Below are 15,963 nucleotides of genomic sequence, written 5' to 3' on the forward strand. Positions count from 1 at the left end.
ACCGATCAATGTGGGAGCTGGCTTGCCTGCGATGAGGCCAGACCCGGCACCGCAAATCAAACAGCCAACAGACGCTCGCGCAACTTGCCAATCTCATCGCGCATCTGCGCCGCCGCTTCAAACTCCAGGTCCCGCGCCAACTGGTACATCTTCTCTTCCAACTGACGAATACGCTTGGTGATCTCGCTCGGCGAACGCAATTCCGCTTCGTACTTGGCGTTCTCCTCCGCGGCCTTGGCCATGCCCTTGCGCTTCTTGCTGCGCGAGCCCGGCACAGTCGCGCCTTCCATGATGTCGGCCACGTCCTTGAACACGCCCTTGGGCGTGATGCCATGTTCCAGGTTGTAGGCAATCTGCTTGTCACGACGACGCTCGGTCTCACCAATCGCCCGCTCCATGGAGCCGGTAATCCGGTCCGCGTATAGAATCGCCCGGCCATTGAGGTTCCGCGCCGCGCGGCCAATGGTCTGGATCAGCGAACGCTCGGACCGTAGGAAGCCTTCCTTGTCCGCATCCAGAATCGCCACCAGGGACACTTCCGGCATATCCAAACCTTCGCGCAGCAGGTTGATCCCCACCAGCACATCGAAGGTGCCCAGGCGCAGGTCGCGGATGATTTCCACGCGCTCCACGGTGTCGATGTCCGAGTGCAAATAGCGCACGCGCACGCCGTGGTCGGCCAGGTAATCGGTCAAGTCTTCGGACATGCGCTTGGTCAGCGTGGTGACCAGCACCCGCTCTTCCAGGGCCACACGCTTGGTGATTTCCGACAGCAGGTCATCCACCTGGGTCAGCGCCGGGCGGATTTCGATTTGCGGGTCCACCAGGCCAGTCGGGCGCACCAGTTGTTCAATCACACGCCCGGCATGTTCGGCCTCGTAGTTACCCGGCGTGGCCGAGACAAAAATCGTCTGCGGGCTGATGCCTTCGAATTCGTCGAAACGCATCGGCCGGTTGTCCAGCGCCGACGGCAGGCGGAAACCGTATTCCACCAACGTCTCTTTACGCGAGCGGTCACCTTTGTACATCGCGCCTACCTGCGGCACGCTGACGTGGGACTCGTCGATCACCAGCAAGGCGTCATCCGGCAGGTAATCAAACAGGGTGGGCGGCGCCTGCCCGGATTCGCGGCCCGAGAGGTAGCGCGAGTAGTTTTCGATGCCGTTGCAGTAGCCCAGCTCGAGGATCATCTCCAGGTCGAAGCGGGTACGCTGCTCCAGGCGCTGGGCTTCCACCAGCTTGTTGTTGGAGCGCAGGTATTCCAGGCGTTCCACCAGTTCGCCCTTGATGCCCTCGATGGCGCCCATCAGGGTTTCACGCGGGGTCACGTAGTGGCTTTTCGGGTAGAAGGTAAAGCGCGGCAGCTTGCGGATCACCTCGCCGGTCAACGGGTCGAAGGCCGACAGGCTCTCGACTTCATCGTCGAACAGTTCGATGCGGATCGCTTCCAGGTCGGATTCCGCCGGGTAGATGTCGATCACATCACCGCGCACGCGGAAGCTCGCCCGGGCGAAGTCCATGTCGTTGCGGGTGTATTGCAGGCTCGTCAGGCGCCGCAGCAGTTCGCGCTGGTCGAGTTTGTCGCCGCGGTCGACGTGCAGCACCATCTTCAAATAGGTTTCCGGGCTGCCCAGGCCGTAGATGCACGACACCGTGGTGACGATGATCGCGTCCTTGCGCTCCAGCAGCGCCTTGGTCGCCGACAGACGCATCTGCTCGATGTGGTCGTTGATCGAGGCGTCTTTCTCGATAAAAGTGTCGGACGACGGCACGTAGGCTTCCGGCTGGTAGTAGTCGTAGTAGGAAACGAAGTACTCCACCGCGTTGTTCGGGAAGAACGCCTTGAACTCGCCATACAACTGCGCGGCCAGGGTCTTGTTCGGCGCCAGCACCAGGGTCGGGCGGTTCACCTGGGCGATCACGTTGGCAATGCTGAAGGTCTTGCCGGAGCCGGTCACCCCGAGCAAGGTCTGATGCGCCAGGCCGGCCTCGATGCCTTCGACCATCAGGCGGATGGCTTCCGGTTGATCGCCGGCGGGCTCGAAGCGGGTGACTAGCTGGAAATCCGACATAACGTACCTCTTGAGTCACCCCGGGGCCGGAAAAAGCAGCGGGGACGAAAAAGACCGCGACCCGCGACTGTTCGGCGCAGGTTGCAGGAAAAAACCATGATAGCTGTAGAAGTGGAGGCGAATGTGACGGGTTTCAAGGCAATCGTCCTACATGCCGCTGGCCGCCAATGTTGCAATAAGACTAACGGTCGGTAAATAAACCGAAAAACTTGGCCAAAAAGCCGTTTCGGCTGTCGCCGCGAGCGGTGATGGCCTCTATACTAGCTCCCCGTTTGTGCACCGCTCTAGTGCATTCGGCTGGAGCGCGACACGTCCCTCCACTCTCTATAGAGCTGCCGCAAAAATGAGCCTGTTCTCCGCTGTCGAAATGGCACCACGCGATCCAATCCTGGGCCTCAACGAAGCATTCAACGCCGATACCCGAACCACCAAGGTCAACCTTGGCGTGGGCGTTTACTGCAACGAGGAGGGGAAGATTCCACTCTTGCGTGCCGTTGCCGAAGCGGAAGCCATTCGCGTGGCGCAACACGCCGCCCGTGGCTACTTGCCGATCGACGGTATCGTCGCCTACGACCAGGCCGTGCAAAAGCTGCTGTTCGGTGCGCAGTCGCCACTGATCAGCTCCGGCCGCGTGATCACCGCCCAGGCTGTTGGCGGCACCGGCGCCCTGAAAATCGGCGCAGACTTCCTCAAGCAACTGCTGCCAAACGCCGTCGTCGCCATCAGCGACCCGAGCTGGGAAAACCACCAGGCGCTGTTCGAAAAAGCCGGCTTCCCGGTACAGACCTATCGCTACTACGACGCGGCCACCCACGACGTCAACCGCGCCGGCCTGCTGGAAGACCTCAACGCCCTGCCGCCGCAGTCCATCGTCGTGCTGCACGCCTGCTGCCACAACCCGACCGGCGTCGACCTGAGCCCGGCCGACTGGCAACAAGTGCTGGACGTGGTCAAGGCGAAAAACCTCGTGCCGTTCCTCGACATGGCCTACCAGGGCTTTGGCGACGGCATCGACGAAGACGCCGCTGCGGTGCGCCTGTTCGCCGAGTCGGGCCTGACCTTCTTTGTGTCCAGCTCGTTCTCCAAGTCGTTCTCGCTGTACGGCGAGCGCGTGGGCGCCCTGTCCATCGTCACCGACTCCAAGGAAGAAAGCGCGCGCATCCTGTCCCAGGTCAAGCGCGTGATCCGCACCAACTACTCCAACCCGCCGACCCACGGCGCGGCGATCGTGGCAGCGGTGCTGAACAACCCTGAGCTGCGCGCCCAGTGGGAAGCGGAACTGGCCGAAATGCGCCTGCGCATTCGCGGCATGCGCGAGCAGATGGTGGCTGAACTGGCCAAGGCTGCTCCTGGCCACGACTTCAGCTTTGTCGGTCGCCAGCGCGGGATGTTCTCCTACTCCGGCCTGAGCGTTGAGCAAGTGACCCGCCTGCGCAGCGAGTTTGGTATCTACGCGCTGGATACTGGCCGCATCTGTGTGGCGGCGTTGAACCAGAACAACATCGATGCCGTGACCAAGGCTATCGTTCAGGTGCTGTAAGCCTGTTGTGATGCACAAAAAGGGGAAGCCGGTGGCTTCCCCTTTTTCATTCTGAACGCCGCGCCCAATGTGGCGAGGGAGCTTGCTCCCGCTGGGCTGCGAAGCGGGCCCCAAACCTGCCACCGTGAACTTTCTGAATGATTGCGGTGCCTGAATGGGGGCTGCTGCGCAGCCCAGCGGGAGCAAGCTCCCTCGCCACAGGGTGTGGTGGCTTACCTTAAGAAGTGAGGCGTGGCCCTTAAAAATTCGCTGCTTTCAGTCCGCTACCCCTAGACTGACAGCAAGACTGTCCCTTCCCCTCGAGTACCCTATGAGAAACGACGACCTGGACCTGCGTGCCGACCGCGACGAACTGGACCACTTCACCCCACGCCCAACCCCCGCCAAGCGCCAGAAAAGCCTGGTGCTGCAAGTCGCCCTCGGCGTATTCCTCGGTGGTTTGGCGTTGTGGCTGGTGCAACTGGGCGCCGGCGCCCTGATGGCCAAACTGGCCATGGGCACCCTGCAATTTGGCGGCTGACAAAGACCAAATGTGGGAGCCGTCGAGCTTTAGCGAGGCCGCGATAGCGGTGGGTCAGGCAGCATCAATGTCGACTGTGCCGCCGCCATCGCAGCCTCGCTAAAGCTCGACAGCTCCCACAGGGAACCTATTCCGCCTTCAGTCCGCGCTCTTCCAGCAATCGTGGTTTGGCCTTGTGGCTGGTACAACTGGGCGCCAGAGCCCTGTGCAATTTGGCGGCTGACAAAGATCAAATGTGGGAGCCGTCGAGCTTCAGCGAGGCCGCGATAGCGGTGGGTCAGGCAGCATCAATGTCGACTGTGCCGACGCCATCGCAGTCTCGCTGAAGCTCGACAGCTCCCACAGAGGGACCTACTTCGCCTTCAGTCCGCTCTATTCCGGCAACTATGGTTTGTGCAACTCGGTGCAAGCAGACACCCTGTAATTTGGCGATTAACTCCCTGAGTTGAACTTCCCGTAGCAGCTGTCGAGCCCCAGCGAGGCTGCGTTGGCCGCGCTGCCGCTATCGAGTCATACACTCAGACCGAGTCGCGCCTGACGCAGCCTCGCTGGGGCTCGACAGCTGCTACGGCTACGTTGTTAAGGCCAGGCCGCGCTCTTCCAGCAACCGCACAAAACTGTTCAGACTCTGCGACACCGTGCCCCTTCGCCAGATCAGCCAGGTATTCAATATCCGGAATGTATCCGTCAGCGGCCACACACTCACCGCCGTAAACCCCGGCATGCTCTCCAGCATGCTCCGCGGCATCAGCGCCAACCCCGCACCGGCGCTCACGCAAGCCAGCATCCCGTGATAAGACTCCATCTCGAAAATCTTCCCCGGCACCGCGCCATCCTGTGAAAACCAACGCTCAAAGTGATGCCGATACGAGCAGTTCGAGCGAAACGTATAGATGCTCTCCCCGCTCACATCCTGCCCCCGGGTAATGGGCGCATGGTGCAACGGCGCTATCACCACCATCTCTTCCTCAAACACCGCCACGCCTTCGAGCGTCGCGTGCAACACCGGCCCATCGACAAACGCCGCCGCCAGCCGCCCCGACAACACGCCCTCGATCATCGTGCCGGACGGCCCGGTGGTCAGGTCCAGCTCGACCTTGGCGTGCTTCTGGTTATACGCCGCCAACACCGCAGGAATCCGCACCGCCGCCGTACTCTCCAGCGAACCCAGGGCAAACGCGCCCTGAGGCTCCTCCCCCGCCACCGTCGCCCGGGCTTCTTGCACCAGGTCGAGGATGCGCCGGGCATAGCCGAGAAAATTCCACCCGGCCGGGGACAACCGCAGCCGGCTTTTCTCGCGAATAAACAAATCCACGCCCAGGTCCTGCTCCAACTGCTTGATCCGCGTGGTCAGGTTCGACGGCACGCGATGGATCAATTGCGCGGCAGCGCTGATGCTGCCTTGCTCGGCAACGGCTTTGAAAATTTCCAGCTGGACCAGATCCAAGTCATTCTCCAAACGTGAATGTATTGCTTAATATTATTCAGTTTCCGAAAAAGATACAGCCCCGTACGCTGGCCTCCATCCCATTCACTGCGCAGGACGGTGCCATGAACCAGATTTCCTCCCAGACCCACGCCTTGTCGATCAACCCCGCCAACGGTGAAACGGTCGCCAGCTACCCGTACGAAACCGAGGCGCAGCTGGATGCCGCCCTCACCCGCTCGATCAACGCCTTCCGCAATGGCCGCAATACGCCCGTCGCCCAACGCGCCGAATTGCTGCTGGCCCTGGCCAGCACCCTGCGCGACCAGGCCGAAGAAATGGCCCAAATGACCACCCTGGAAATGGGCAAACCCATCGCCCAGGCCCGTGGCGAAATCGAAAAGTGCGCGCAACTGGCCGAGTGGTACGCCGCCCACGGCCCGGCCATGCTCGCCCCGGAAGCCACCCTGGTGGACAACGGCACCGCCCAGATCGAATACCGCCCGCTGGGCCCGATCCTCGCCGTGATGCCGTGGAACTTCCCGGTGTGGCAAGTGCTGCGCGGCGCCGTGCCGACCATGCTCAGCGGCAACACCTACGTGCTCAAACACGCGCCTAACGTGATGGGCAGCGCGTACCTGATGAAACAAGCCTTCCAGCGCGCCGGCTTCGCCGATGGCCTGTTCGAAGTGATCAACGTCACCCCCGACGGCGTGTCCAAAGCCATCGCCGACCCACGCATCGCCGCCGTCACCCTCACCGGTAGCGTCCGCGCCGGCATGGCCATCGGCTCCCAGGCCGGTGCCGCGCTGAAGAAATGCGTACTGGAGCTGGGCGGTTCCGACCCGTTCATCGTGCTCAACGACGCCAACCTCGACGAAGCCGTGCAAGCCGCCCTGATCGGCCGCTTCCAGAACTCCGGCCAGGTGTGCGCCGCCGCCAAGCGCCTGATCATCGAAGCAGGCGTGGTGGAAGCCTTCACCGCCAAATTCCTCGAAGCCAGCCGCAACCTGGTGATGGGCGACCCGACCGCCACCGAGACCTACATCGGCCCGATGGCCCGCTTCGACCTGCGGGACGAACTCGACGGCCAGGTCCAGGCCACCCTGGCCGAAGGCGCCACCCTGCTGCTGGGCGGCCATAAAGTCGAAGGCGCCGGCAACTACTACGCACCCACCGTGCTGGCCAACGTCACCGACCAGATGACCTCGTTCAAACAGGAACTGTTCGGGCCGGTCGCCTCCATCATCACCGCCCGCGATGCCGACCACGCCGTGGCCCTGGCCAACGACAGCGAGTTCGGCCTCACCGCCAGCGTGTTCACCACCGATCCGCAGAAGGCACGCAGCATCGCCAACCAACTGGAAACCGGCGGGATCTTTATCAACGCCTACAGCGTGTCCGATCCTCGGGTCTCGTTTGGTGGTGTGAAAAAGAGTGGCTTCGGGCGGGAGTTGTCGCACTTCGGCGTGCGGGAATTCTGCAATGCGCAGACCGTGTGGCTGAACCGCCGTTAAGGCAATCGCGTCAAACGATGGCCCGCCCTGCGGGTCATCGTGCTGTCTGGTTAAGCACCGTCACATACGCACCGAACATATCCGCCATCGCGTCCGCATAGGCGGCAATTTGCGCCTCGGTGCGCGGGCTTCCCGAGAACTCCTTTGCCACTGAACTGAAGGTGGTGGCGATCAAATCACAGGCCAATACGCGAGTGGCTTCCGGCACCTGCGGCAGCAATTCAAACATGAACGTCTGGAAGATGTTTTGTCCCTCCGCCCGAACTTCATGGGCCTCCGGCGCGTCACGATAAAGCGGCGCCGCGTCGCTCAGGGCTACCCGCATCTGCGCCTCCTCGCACTCCGAACGAATGAACGCATGCACCAGCGTGCGCAGCCGCTCCAGAGGCGGTTGACTCACGTCCTCCAGGATCCGGCTGAGCATTTGCGAGGTTTGCTGCCATTCATCGGTTTGCAACCGGAACAGGATCGCCGCCTTGTTGGGGAAATACTGGTACACCGATCCCACGCTGACACCGGCCTTTTCCGCGACACGGGCGGTGGTGAAACGGCTGGCGCCTTCCTTGGCCAAAACCTGAATAGCCGCTTCCAGAATGGCCGATACCAACTCGGTGGACCGTGCCTGTTTTGGCTCTTTGCGTGAGGAAATCTGCGAGGTCTGGCGGTCGGTCATGGCGCGTTCCTGCGGCTGGGCGAATGCGAATAGCGAATGTGACGAATTGTTCGCATACTTTAAATGCGACGAATCATTCGCATACTAGCCCGGCGCCTCACGGCGCTCAACCTGCAACAGGACATCCCCATGAATACGCTTACCACAGCCCCGATGGCGGCCCTGATTGAACGGCTGTACACACAGGCCGAAGCTGTCTCGAGCCCTGTTTTCAGCACCATGCCCCACGAAGAACGCAATCGCCTGATGCACAGCAAGACTGAATACCTCGAACTCTACGGCCTGCTGAAAGACCTGTGGCTGCCCGTCTCCCGCGACACCGGCACCCTGCTGTACATGCTGGCACGCAGCGCCAAAGCCCGGGCCATCGTCGAGTTCGGCACCTCGTTCGGCCTGTCCACCCTGCACCTGGCGGCCGCCCTGCGGGACAACGGCGGCGGCGCGCTGATCACCAGCGAATTCGAGCCCTCGAAGATCGCCCTGGCCCGAGAACACCTGATAGAAGGCGGCGTGAGCGACCTCGTCGACATTCGCGCAGGTGATGCCCTGGTGACGCTGGCAACCGGCCTGCCCGACAGCGTCGACCTGCTGCTGCTCGACGGCGCCAAGGCGCTGTACGGCGATGTGCTGAACCTGGTGGAAAACCGCCTCAAGCCCGGCGCCTTGATCATCGCCGACAACACCAACTACTGCCCCGACTACCTGGCCCGCGTGCGCTCCCCGGCAAACGGCTACCTGTCGGTGCCGATCGGCGACGACGTCGAGCTTTCCGTACGCTTGGGCTAATGCCCTCATCGAAGGATTCGAGGCACCCGTGCAAGAGTGCGAGGTTTATACTCGGCCCCCTCGCACTTAACCCACAGCCTTCGAAACGAGATTCCCGATGAGCCTTTCCCTCTCTACAACCCCTGCGCGCAAGCCGGTCGCGCCACTGCTGGCATTTGTCATCCTGCTGCTGGGCGCCGCCTTCCTGCAAAACAGCGTCGGCGGGCGCCAAGTGCTGTTGCTGGTGGTCGGCGCCGCGCTGGGCTTGACCCTGTACCACGCCGCGTTCGGCTTTACCTCGGCCTGGCGGGTGTTCATCACCGACCGACGTGGCGCGGGTTTGCGCGCACAGATGGTGATGCTCGCGATTGCCGTGGTGCTGTTCTTCCCCGCGCTAGGAGCGGGCACATTGTTCGGCCAACCCGTGGTCGGGCTGGTGGCGCCGGCCGGGGTGTCGGTGGTGTTCGGGGCCTTTATCTTCGGCATCGGCATGCAACTGGGCGGCGGCTGTGCGTCCGGCACGCTGTTCACCGTGGGCGGCGGTAACGCGCGCATGCTGGTGACCTTGTTCTTCTTTATCTGCGGCTCGTTGATCGCGACCCACCACGTCGACTGGTGGTTCTCGCTGCCGTCGTTCCCGGCGGTTTCCATCGTCAAAAGCTTCGGCGTGGTGCCGGCCTTGCTGCTGAGCCTGGCGGTGTTTGCGATCATTGCAGCCGTCACCGTGCGCCTGGAAAAAGGTCGTCACGGGCAACTCGAAGCCGGCGTGACCAGCGAACACCAGGGCCTGCGCCGTTTCCTGCGTGGGCCATGGCCGTTGGTGTGGGGCGCGATTGGCCTGGCCCTGCTCAACTACGCCACCCTGGCACTGGCCGGTCGGCCGTGGGGCATCACTTCGGCGTTCGCCCTGTGGGGCGCCAAGGTGGCCAGCGGGTTGGGCGTGGACGTAGGCAGCTGGGCGTTCTGGCAAATGCCGGGCAATGCCAAAGCGCTGGCGGCGCCAGTGTGGGAAGACGTCACCAGCGTGATGGACATTGGAATCATCCTCGGTGCGCTGTTGGCTGCGGGCCTGGCCGGACGTTTCGCTCCAAGCCTGAAAATCCCGGCGCGCTCGCTGTTCGCCGCGGTGATCGGTGGCTTGTTGCTGGGTTACGGCTCGCGCCTGGCGTATGGCTGCAACATCGGCGCGTACTTCAGCGGGATTGCCTCGGGCAGCCTGCATGGCTGGGTGTGGTTGGTGGCGGCGTTTGTCGGCAATAGCGTGGGTGTGCGGTTGCGGCCGTTCTTCTTTGCGGGCGAGCGGCCGCAGGTGGCGTTGAGCGGGTGCTAAGGCACGACTAACAGGATCACGACGACATGCCCACCCCATCCTCCAACGCCGACTTCATGCGCCTCGCCCTCGCCCAGGGCCGCCTGGCACTGCCCAAGTGCCTGCCAAACCCGCCTGTGGGTTGCGTGCTGGTGAGGGATAACGCGGTGATCAGCCAAGGCCATACACAACCGCCGGGGCTGCATCACGCGGAGGCAATGGCGCTGGGCAACCTGTCCGGTGATTGCTCCGGGGTCACTGCATTTGTGACGCTGGAGCCCTGCTCCTTTCACGGCCGCACGCCGTCCTGTGCGCTGGCCTTGATCAACAGCGGTGTCGAGAAAGTGTTTGTTGCGATGCTGGATCCCGACCCGCGAAACTCGGGAGCAGGCATAAAAATGCTGCAGGATGCGGGGATCACCGTGGAGGTCGGTTTGCTGGCAGAGGACGCGGCCAAAGACCTGGCCGAGTTTCTGGTGCGCAAGTAGGAGCCGGCTTGCCGGCGATGGTCGTCAACGATGACGCTGGTACGCTGGATGAACGCAGCGCTCTCGGATTTTTCGCCGGCAAGCCAGCTCCTACAGGGGAAGGCCCGCCCTCGCGAAAAGCCTTGGAGAGCCCCAACACCTGCCGCGAGACTTTCCTCTCAACATCATCGGCTTTTTGAAATCACTCCACTCATGTACTCGTTCAAATCGCGAAAGTCCTGAACCTTCCAGGTGAACGGAGACAGCTTCACACCGTTCTCCCGCAACGTTCTGGGAATCAGGTCGCCATTTGGGCGAAGAATGATGGATGACACGATAACGCCCGGATAATCATTCAGGCGTTTCTTGAAAGCGGGCGTCGTAAGGTCAGGCGTAGGCGGCTTGCTTTTATTGGCCAATGGCCCAGAGCCCTTGATATCGGCCCCATGGCACATGCCACAGCGCTGCACGTAGATATTTTTCCCGTTCACATTTTCCGCAAAAGACAGTGATGTTTGAACGAGCGCCAACATCCCCAACGAAGCGATGAATACTATTTTTGCTTTCACTGTTCCCTGTGACCTTGTTATATAAACCGGATGATTTTCCTTCGGGCCGCACTTGCTTGCAAGGATCGCCAAGAGAAACCAATGAACACTCAGCATGGAGCGAGTCGATTGAAAGCCGTTAAATTCCTGGCCCTTTTAGCCCTGCCACTGTTTGGCGGGTGCTCTACCATGGGCGCCCTCAAATCCTTTACCACCGCGTATCATGAGCCGCAAAACCCCACCACCAGCAGACTTAGGGTGATCACTGATCAGGTCGTGCGGCTGGTACCCGGCAGCACCTGCATCAACTGGGACTTGCCGGGGGCCGGCTCGGTCAACTCAAGGAGCCTAGCCCCGTTGAATGATAAAACCTTCAATGACAAGCGCCTGGGCATCCCCGGTGGCGAGGGTGTAAAAAACAGCGCCGAAGTGTATGTGCAACCGAACACGCCGCTGACGGTGGTGTACTCAGGTGCTGACGGAAGACATCAGTGCCTCTACAGCACTTACTTTGAGCCTGAAGCCGGCGCCGACTATGAGGCTGCCTCAGAGTACTGCACGATCGCCATTTATAAGGTCGTGAAGAATGGAGCCACAGGAGAAGTCAGCCGCGGGCTTGTTAAAAGCGCCCCGGCAAAGGTGTGCCCCTCGGTGTCCCCCCTCTAAACCTCGACTCGAGCCGTTATCCACTCGCGGCTGTAAGCAAGCACGCGACTGGACATCGCCGTCGGAAAATGAATAAACCCATGGGCGGCCTGCGGTAACAGGAACACCTCACTCCCCGCCCACCGCTCGGCCATCTGCAACGTGTCGTCGAGCAACGGGTCCAGCTCCCCCACAAACATCAGCGCCGGCGGCAGCCCCGCAAGGTCGCCATACAGTGGTGACAACGCCGGCTGCCGACGCTGCTCGTCACTCAAGCCCGGCGTGAGCAGGCGCAACGCATCCACCATCCCCGGCCCGTCCAGCAGCAGCGTTTCCCGTCCCGCCGTGCGCACACTTGGCGTGCCGGTCAAATCGTAGACGCCGTAATACAGCACCGCCCCGCTCACCCGTGCCAGCAACTCCGGCCATTGCTTCAGCGCCAGCAACGTCGCCGCCGCCAGGTGCCCACCGGCAGATTCGCCGACGACGATCACCGGCAGGCCGGCAAACTCCTCACACTCCCCGAGCAACCAGCGCGCCGTGGCCAGGCAGTCTTCCAGAATCCCTTCCACCGGCGTATTCACCGCCAGCCGGTAATCCACCGACACCACCGCCACGTCACACGCGTTCACCATGGCCACGTTGAGGTCGTCATTCATCTGCGCATTGCCGATCACCCAGCCGCCACCATGAATATCCAACACCACGCCCTTGACCTTGCCCTTCGGCCGAATGATGCGCACCGGCACCGAGCCCACCCGCCGGCTTTCGGCTTCAAGGCCATGCTTGAGCAACTTGTTGCCCACCACCATCTGGCCAGAGCGCAACAGCGCCTGGATCACCCGGGGCGTCACGCGGTTGCGGATGCGAAAACGCGGCAACCACGCCAGTTTCTGGTTGAAGCGCTGCATTTGCGCCACTTCATGTTCGTTGGCAGGCCACAGCGTATGAGTTCCCAATTCGATATTCCCTCTATCTCTAAAAGAGATGGCACCCTCTGAAATCAAGCCGCTTCCACGATCGCTGCCCGGTTTCCATCTTCGCCAGTGTGCGTGGCCATCATGGCAACGATATTTCCGGCCCCTATCGGTGGCCTCAGCGGTTATTGCGCAGGATGGAGAAATTCAACGCAGCCGCAACGCTTAGCCACACCAGATACGGAAACAGGATGAGCCCGGTGATCAGGTCCAGCCGCACGGTCAGCAGCACCATGGCAGCGACCACCAACCACAGCAGCGTGAGGATCACCATGCCGGCAAGAATGCGGTGGGCGCCGAAGAACACCGGCGTCCACAGCGTGTTGAGCGCGATCTGCGCGGCCCATAGCGCCAGCACGATTTCGCTGCCGGGAATCAGCGTCAGGCGGTAGCCGGCCCAGGCGAGCAGCAGGTAGATGATCGACCAGGCGACCGGGAACAGCCAGTTGGGTGGGGTGAAGCCGGGTTTGACGAGGGTGGCGTACCACTCGCCCGGCTTGAAGATAATGCCGGTGCTTGCGGCGGCGGCGCAGGCCAGAAGAAAAATGAAGAACGTCAGCATAATCGGTCCTTAGCTGGGAGCAGCTACCTGGAGATGAAAGCCATGACGGCGGTTTCAGGGTTGGACGTTCAGCGAGGCAAAAAGTGTATTTTTCTTTCCGCCGCACTCCGGCGCAGATGCGCAGGGTTATTGGCGACAACTACTTTTCCGGGCAGGGATTGAACACTTCCGTCGCCGCTACCGCAGACACATACGGAATTTTCGTACCCGGGACCATCCCGACGGAGTAGGCGTTTTTGCCGGTTTCGCGCACATAGGTCTTATCGGTGGTCAGGTCGCCCGGCTGGTTTTCACCGAGCAGGTAATCCAGAAACTGGATTTTCACCGGTGTGTTGAATTGCCCTTCAGCCGTCAGCGGAATGATCTGAGCAGCGCCCGCCCGAGTGAAGGCGAAAAACGCGGCGGCCGCTTCACGACTGCGGAAGGTTTTGACGCACAGCACATCGCGGGTACGCAGCGTGATAAAGCGCTGATAGCTGCCACCGGAATAGGTACTCAGAATCAAGCCATCGTCCACCAGAACGCCCAGCCCCTGAGTGGCACGGCACTGGCCATCGCCGCCATTCTCCGAGCCGTAGGGCAAGTAGCACCAGTTGGTCTGGCTCAGGGCCCGCACCGAACCGGGAGCAATCTTCAGGTCGTGCACGATTTGCTGGCGGGCTTCGGGGGTTTGATACGGAATGCTGCAGCCACTGAGGATCAGGGCCAGTAACACGAACAACAGGCGATAAGAGCGCATAGGTTTTCCATAACGGGCACGGCAGGTCGTTGCGCGGGTTGCCAGGGGGTCATTCCTTTGAAAGCTGCGCAGGTTCTGTCACATTCTACGACAAGTACCTCGCGGCGAAACTTTGATGGAAATACAGATTTCGGAAACGTCCGACTGGCAATTGTTCGCGACCATCGCCGAAGCGCTGGAGCACGGTTTGAACGGTGAATGGACGGTAAAGGCCGACGGGCTGGATCAGCGGTATTGGGATTTGCTCGTTGAAGGCCAGACCATCACCCTGCACCTTGAGCATTATTTGGGGATCAGCCTGCTCATGCCTGGCCAGGGCGAGAGCCTGGAGGGTTTGAGTGATTTGGGGTTGAGGGCGTATCGGCTGGTGGTTCCTTTTGTGCGGTAAAGGAGCCGTGGTATTGACCGCAGCACCTTGCTCCATTGCCTACGCTTGCGTCAGAATCCGCCGGCTTGTGCACCTGGGTGGTCATCTCTAAGGTTGCTCGGTCGCTGAAAACTCAGTGATCGGGTTTAGTAGCCCTTAGTTGAATTGCGCTTAGTGCATGAGCTTCATCAATCAGACGTTCCTGTCTGTGCTTGATGGTGGCTGTGCGTAGGGCGCCTTCGGGCGCGCCGGCTTTGCGTAATTCCCCGGTCTACTAACCTGCGTGCAGCTGCCACCCTAATTTTCGTTTAGTAGCGAAAGAGGGTCAGCCCCAATTCAGGAATTGCGTATATGTTCAAAGTAACGCCGAATCCTCCGAAAGCGCCGGATTTAAAGCTCTACCAAGCGGCCGAACGCGCGCTTGATCACTATCTGAACCCCGCCACCGAAAGCGCCCCGGGATCAGACGCCCTCTTCAGCGTCAGCTCCGGCGCAAGCAACGAAATCCTGATCGCCAACAGCTACGAAACCGTCTCCTCCGTCAGCGCCCTGCTGCTCGACCTGTCCGACGAACTGACCGGCAAAGACCGCGACGTGGCATTGGCCATACACCAACTGAGCGAATTGAGCGTACTGCTGATCGACAAACTGATGGACCGCGAAACACCTCGGGCGTAAAGCCCAACGCGGTCCTGCGGGACTAGCCCTTCAACTCACCCAACCGATTACTCGCCGCGTCGTCGTATGCCACATACAAGGACGCGGCGAGAGGTGCACGGTGCACTCAGCCATTGCTGAACCCCGCCTGGTTCGTCGTAATGAGCCAAGTCGAAACCCAAAAGGTGATTCATGGAAGCTGATCCGCTGTGCCTGGTATTTGTACCAGCGCTCGTAGCCGTTCTCACCGCCGCTGAAGACAGAAAGGGCTCACCTCTTACTGAGGCTGAGGTCTGTGATATTCGAGACCGGGCGGTTTGTATCACCCTTCCCTTCAGCGTTGCGCTTGATATGGAAAGGCTGCGCGGCTATCCCGATCTGATTGCGGAGAATTGCTGGAGTGAATGGCAAAACCACAAAGGTCGTTGATCTATAAAGATCGTGACGCGGCATTTGCCACTCACCTGCTTATCGGCAAACTGATGGACCGCGAGACACCTCGGGCGTAGAGCCCAACGCGGTCCTGCGCGACTAGCCCTTCAACTCACCCAACCGATTACTCGCCGCGTCGTCGTATGCAACGTACAGCGACTCAGCGATTTGGCTTTTGATGGCCTTGGCGCTTTCCAGACCCAATACAAAACCTTCGGCCTTGCCGCCTGCGCGGTTCAGGTCTTCTTTGGTGTCAGCACCGGTGATGGCGTCGAGGAGTTTGATGGCTTGCGGGCCTACGCCTTTTGGGAGGCTGATTTGGTCGATGCTCATTGGGATGCCTCGGATGAGGTGCGGGATGGGGTGGTGCGGGGTGAAGAGGTCATGGGCGATACCTTGAGATTGAGGTCGGTAGCGCGTGGAACCACTGCCGGGGGTGAGCATGGTAGACCGGTATGGGGATTAAAGGGGTGGTTTCGGCCCAGAAGCGGATGTTCAACCCGGCCCACTTAGATCCATAGTATCTGCTTTCGAAGAAATGCTACCTGTTTGAGGACAGCTAAAGTACGAAAAATAACTATCTAACCGGTGAGCGGTAGAACTTATATCTGACATCTGACGGACGCCTAGACGTATCCGCGTAGGGCGACGAGCCCCCGCAGGCACACTTGGTCAGCTACATTTCGTTGGCTTTATTGTGCCCATACTCAACGCGTCTTGTCTGCGTCACGCAAAGGTCGTAACGCT

At 61.0% G+C, this 15,963-nt stretch carries 18 protein-coding genes; 10 read left to right on the plus strand and 8 right to left on the minus strand.

The features are described 5' to 3' along the window. Nucleotides 1-56: 56 nt before the first annotated feature. Entirely contained in the window at nt 57-2,072 is a 2,016-nt protein-coding gene (gene uvrB, locus M2400_RS16580; protein ID WP_017478784.1) for an excinuclease ABC subunit UvrB, read from the minus strand. Nucleotides 2,073-2,415: 343 nt separating this feature from the next. Here uvrB and M2400_RS16585 point away from each other — a divergent pair, with 343 nt between their 5' ends. Together M2400_RS16585 and M2400_RS16590 are read left to right on the plus strand one after the other, a co-directional pair. Next, nucleotides 2,416-3,612: an amino acid aminotransferase gene (locus M2400_RS16585; protein ID WP_259197311.1), complete on the plus strand. Its 1,197-nt coding sequence runs from the start codon at nt 2,416-2,418 to the stop codon at nt 3,610-3,612. A gap of 310 nt (nt 3,613-3,922) precedes the next feature. After that, on the plus strand, nt 3,923-4,132 hold the full coding sequence (locus M2400_RS16590; RefSeq protein WP_177043963.1) for a hypothetical protein: 210 nt from the start codon (nt 3,923-3,925) through the stop codon (nt 4,130-4,132). A 571-nt stretch (nt 4,133-4,703) separates the two neighbouring features. Here M2400_RS16590 and M2400_RS16595 read toward each other — a convergent pair. After that, complete coding sequence (locus M2400_RS16595) at nt 4,704-5,579, minus strand: putrescine utilization regulator PtrR (RefSeq protein WP_177121317.1); 876 nt, start codon at nt 5,577-5,579, stop codon at nt 4,704-4,706. A 104-nt stretch (nt 5,580-5,683) separates the two neighbouring features. Here M2400_RS16595 and M2400_RS16600 point away from each other — a divergent pair, with 104 nt between their 5' ends. After that, nucleotides 5,684-7,075, plus strand: a complete 1,392-nt coding sequence (locus M2400_RS16600; RefSeq protein ID WP_259197310.1) for an aldehyde dehydrogenase family protein — start codon at nt 5,684-5,686, stop codon at nt 7,073-7,075. Nucleotides 7,076-7,109: 34 nt separating this feature from the next. Here the strand turns inward: M2400_RS16600 and M2400_RS16605 are convergent, their stop codons facing one another. Further along, nucleotides 7,110-7,748 (minus strand): TetR family transcriptional regulator, encoded by a 639-nt coding sequence (locus M2400_RS16605; RefSeq protein WP_259197309.1) that lies wholly within the window; start codon nt 7,746-7,748, stop codon nt 7,110-7,112. Between the two features lie 129 nt (nt 7,749-7,877). Between M2400_RS16605 and M2400_RS16610 the strand changes: the two genes are divergently transcribed. The 3 genes from M2400_RS16610 (at nt 7,878) to M2400_RS16620 (ending at nt 10,310) form a co-directional block, all read left to right on the plus strand. Then, a complete protein-coding gene (locus tag M2400_RS16610; protein WP_259197308.1) occupies nt 7,878-8,534 on the plus strand; it encodes an O-methyltransferase in 657 nt (218 codons plus the stop codon). 97 nt (nt 8,535-8,631) lie between these two features. Further along, on the plus strand, nt 8,632-9,843 hold the full coding sequence (locus M2400_RS16615; RefSeq protein WP_177121320.1) for a YeeE/YedE family protein: 1,212 nt from the start codon (nt 8,632-8,634) through the stop codon (nt 9,841-9,843). 26 nt (nt 9,844-9,869) lie between these two features. Beyond that, on the plus strand, nt 9,870-10,310 hold the full coding sequence (locus M2400_RS16620) for a bifunctional diaminohydroxyphosphoribosylaminopyrimidine deaminase/5-amino-6-(5-phosphoribosylamino)uracil reductase RibD (protein ID WP_259197307.1): 441 nt from the start codon (nt 9,870-9,872) through the stop codon (nt 10,308-10,310). 164 nt (nt 10,311-10,474) lie between these two features. Here M2400_RS16620 and M2400_RS16625 read toward each other — a convergent pair whose 3' ends face one another. Beyond that, a complete protein-coding gene (locus tag M2400_RS16625) occupies nt 10,475-10,822 on the minus strand; it encodes a cytochrome c (RefSeq protein WP_218171949.1) in 348 nt (115 codons plus the stop codon). A 117-nt stretch (nt 10,823-10,939) separates the two neighbouring features. Between M2400_RS16625 and M2400_RS16630 the strand changes: the two genes are divergently transcribed. Next, a complete protein-coding gene (locus M2400_RS16630; protein ID WP_259197306.1) occupies nt 10,940-11,503 on the plus strand; it encodes a hypothetical protein in 564 nt (187 codons plus the stop codon). Here M2400_RS16630 and M2400_RS16635 read toward each other — a convergent pair. From M2400_RS16635 to M2400_RS16645, 3 genes are all read right to left on the minus strand, one after another. Beyond that, nucleotides 11,500-12,393 carry an alpha/beta hydrolase gene (locus M2400_RS16635; RefSeq protein WP_177129609.1) on the minus strand — a complete coding sequence of 298 codons (894 nt, stop codon included), beginning with the start codon at nt 12,391-12,393 and terminating at the stop codon, nt 11,500-11,502. The genes M2400_RS16630 and M2400_RS16635 overlap by 4 nt on opposite strands. A 184-nt stretch (nt 12,394-12,577) precedes the next feature. Next, nucleotides 12,578-13,018, minus strand: coding sequence for a tryptophan-rich sensory protein TspO (locus M2400_RS16640; protein WP_177121364.1), 441 nt, complete (start codon nt 13,016-13,018; stop codon nt 12,578-12,580). 142 nt (nt 13,019-13,160) lie between these two features. Beyond that, nucleotides 13,161-13,760, minus strand: coding sequence for a hypothetical protein (locus M2400_RS16645; RefSeq protein WP_259197305.1), 600 nt, complete (start codon nt 13,758-13,760; stop codon nt 13,161-13,163). Nucleotides 13,761-13,875: 115 nt separating this feature from the next. Between M2400_RS16645 and M2400_RS16650 the strand changes: the two genes are divergently transcribed. From M2400_RS16650 to M2400_RS16660, 3 genes are all read left to right on the plus strand, one after another. Further along, entirely contained in the window at nt 13,876-14,148 is a 273-nt protein-coding gene (locus M2400_RS16650) for a DUF3630 family protein (protein WP_259197304.1), read from the plus strand. A gap of 330 nt (nt 14,149-14,478) precedes the next feature. Beyond that, complete coding sequence (locus tag M2400_RS16655) at nt 14,479-14,805, plus strand: DUF6124 family protein (protein ID WP_259197303.1); 327 nt, start codon at nt 14,479-14,481, stop codon at nt 14,803-14,805. 171 nt (nt 14,806-14,976) lie between these two features. Then, nucleotides 14,977-15,213 carry a hypothetical protein gene (locus M2400_RS16660; protein ID WP_259197302.1) on the plus strand — a complete coding sequence of 79 codons (237 nt, stop codon included), beginning with the start codon at nt 14,977-14,979 and terminating at the stop codon, nt 15,211-15,213. Nucleotides 15,214-15,315: 102 nt separating this feature from the next. Here the strand turns inward: M2400_RS16660 and M2400_RS16665 are convergent, their stop codons facing one another. Next, complete coding sequence (locus M2400_RS16665; RefSeq protein WP_003214497.1) at nt 15,316-15,549, minus strand: hypothetical protein; 234 nt, start codon at nt 15,547-15,549, stop codon at nt 15,316-15,318. Between the last annotated feature and the right edge of the window lie 414 nt (nt 15,550-15,963).

Origin of the sequence: Pseudomonas sp. BIGb0558 (assembly GCF_024807515.1) — a bacterium.
Taxonomy (GTDB): domain Bacteria; phylum Pseudomonadota; class Gammaproteobacteria; order Pseudomonadales; family Pseudomonadaceae; genus Aquipseudomonas; species Aquipseudomonas yamanorum_A.

Bases quoted from the DNA above. Each gene is read 5' to 3' on its own strand.
- M2400_RS16610 (WP_259197308.1), top strand. From the start codon at position 7,878: ATGAATACGCTTACCACAGCCCCGATGGCGGCCCTGATTGAACGGCTG.
- M2400_RS16655 (WP_259197303.1), top strand. From the start codon at position 14,479: ATGTTCAAAGTAACGCCGAATCCTCCGAAAGCGCCGGATTTAAAGCTC.
- M2400_RS16600 (WP_259197310.1), top strand. From the start codon at position 5,684: ATGAACCAGATTTCCTCCCAGACCCACGCCTTGTCGATCAACCCCGCC.
- M2400_RS16650 (WP_259197304.1), top strand. From the start codon at position 13,876: ATGGAAATACAGATTTCGGAAACGTCCGACTGGCAATTGTTCGCGACC.
- M2400_RS16645 (WP_259197305.1), bottom strand. From the start codon at position 13,760: ATGCGCTCTTATCGCCTGTTGTTCGTGTTACTGGCCCTGATCCTCAGT.
- M2400_RS16635 (WP_177129609.1), bottom strand. From the start codon at position 12,393: ATGCAGCGCTTCAACCAGAAACTGGCGTGGTTGCCGCGTTTTCGCATC.
- M2400_RS16625 (WP_218171949.1), bottom strand. From the start codon at position 10,822: ATGTTGGCGCTCGTTCAAACATCACTGTCTTTTGCGGAAAATGTGAAC.
- M2400_RS16630 (WP_259197306.1), top strand. From the start codon at position 10,940: ATGAACACTCAGCATGGAGCGAGTCGATTGAAAGCCGTTAAATTCCTG.
- M2400_RS16590 (WP_177043963.1), top strand. From the start codon at position 3,923: ATGAGAAACGACGACCTGGACCTGCGTGCCGACCGCGACGAACTGGAC.
- M2400_RS16660 (WP_259197302.1), top strand. From the start codon at position 14,977: ATGGAAGCTGATCCGCTGTGCCTGGTATTTGTACCAGCGCTCGTAGCC.
- M2400_RS16585 (WP_259197311.1), top strand. From the start codon at position 2,416: ATGAGCCTGTTCTCCGCTGTCGAAATGGCACCACGCGATCCAATCCTG.
- M2400_RS16665 (WP_003214497.1), bottom strand. From the start codon at position 15,549: ATGAGCATCGACCAAATCAGCCTCCCAAAAGGCGTAGGCCCGCAAGCC.
- M2400_RS16605 (WP_259197309.1), bottom strand. From the start codon at position 7,748: ATGACCGACCGCCAGACCTCGCAGATTTCCTCACGCAAAGAGCCAAAA.
- M2400_RS16615 (WP_177121320.1), top strand. From the start codon at position 8,632: ATGAGCCTTTCCCTCTCTACAACCCCTGCGCGCAAGCCGGTCGCGCCA.
- M2400_RS16620 (WP_259197307.1), top strand. From the start codon at position 9,870: ATGCCCACCCCATCCTCCAACGCCGACTTCATGCGCCTCGCCCTCGCC.
- uvrB (WP_017478784.1), bottom strand. From the start codon at position 2,072: ATGTCGGATTTCCAGCTAGTCACCCGCTTCGAGCCCGCCGGCGATCAA.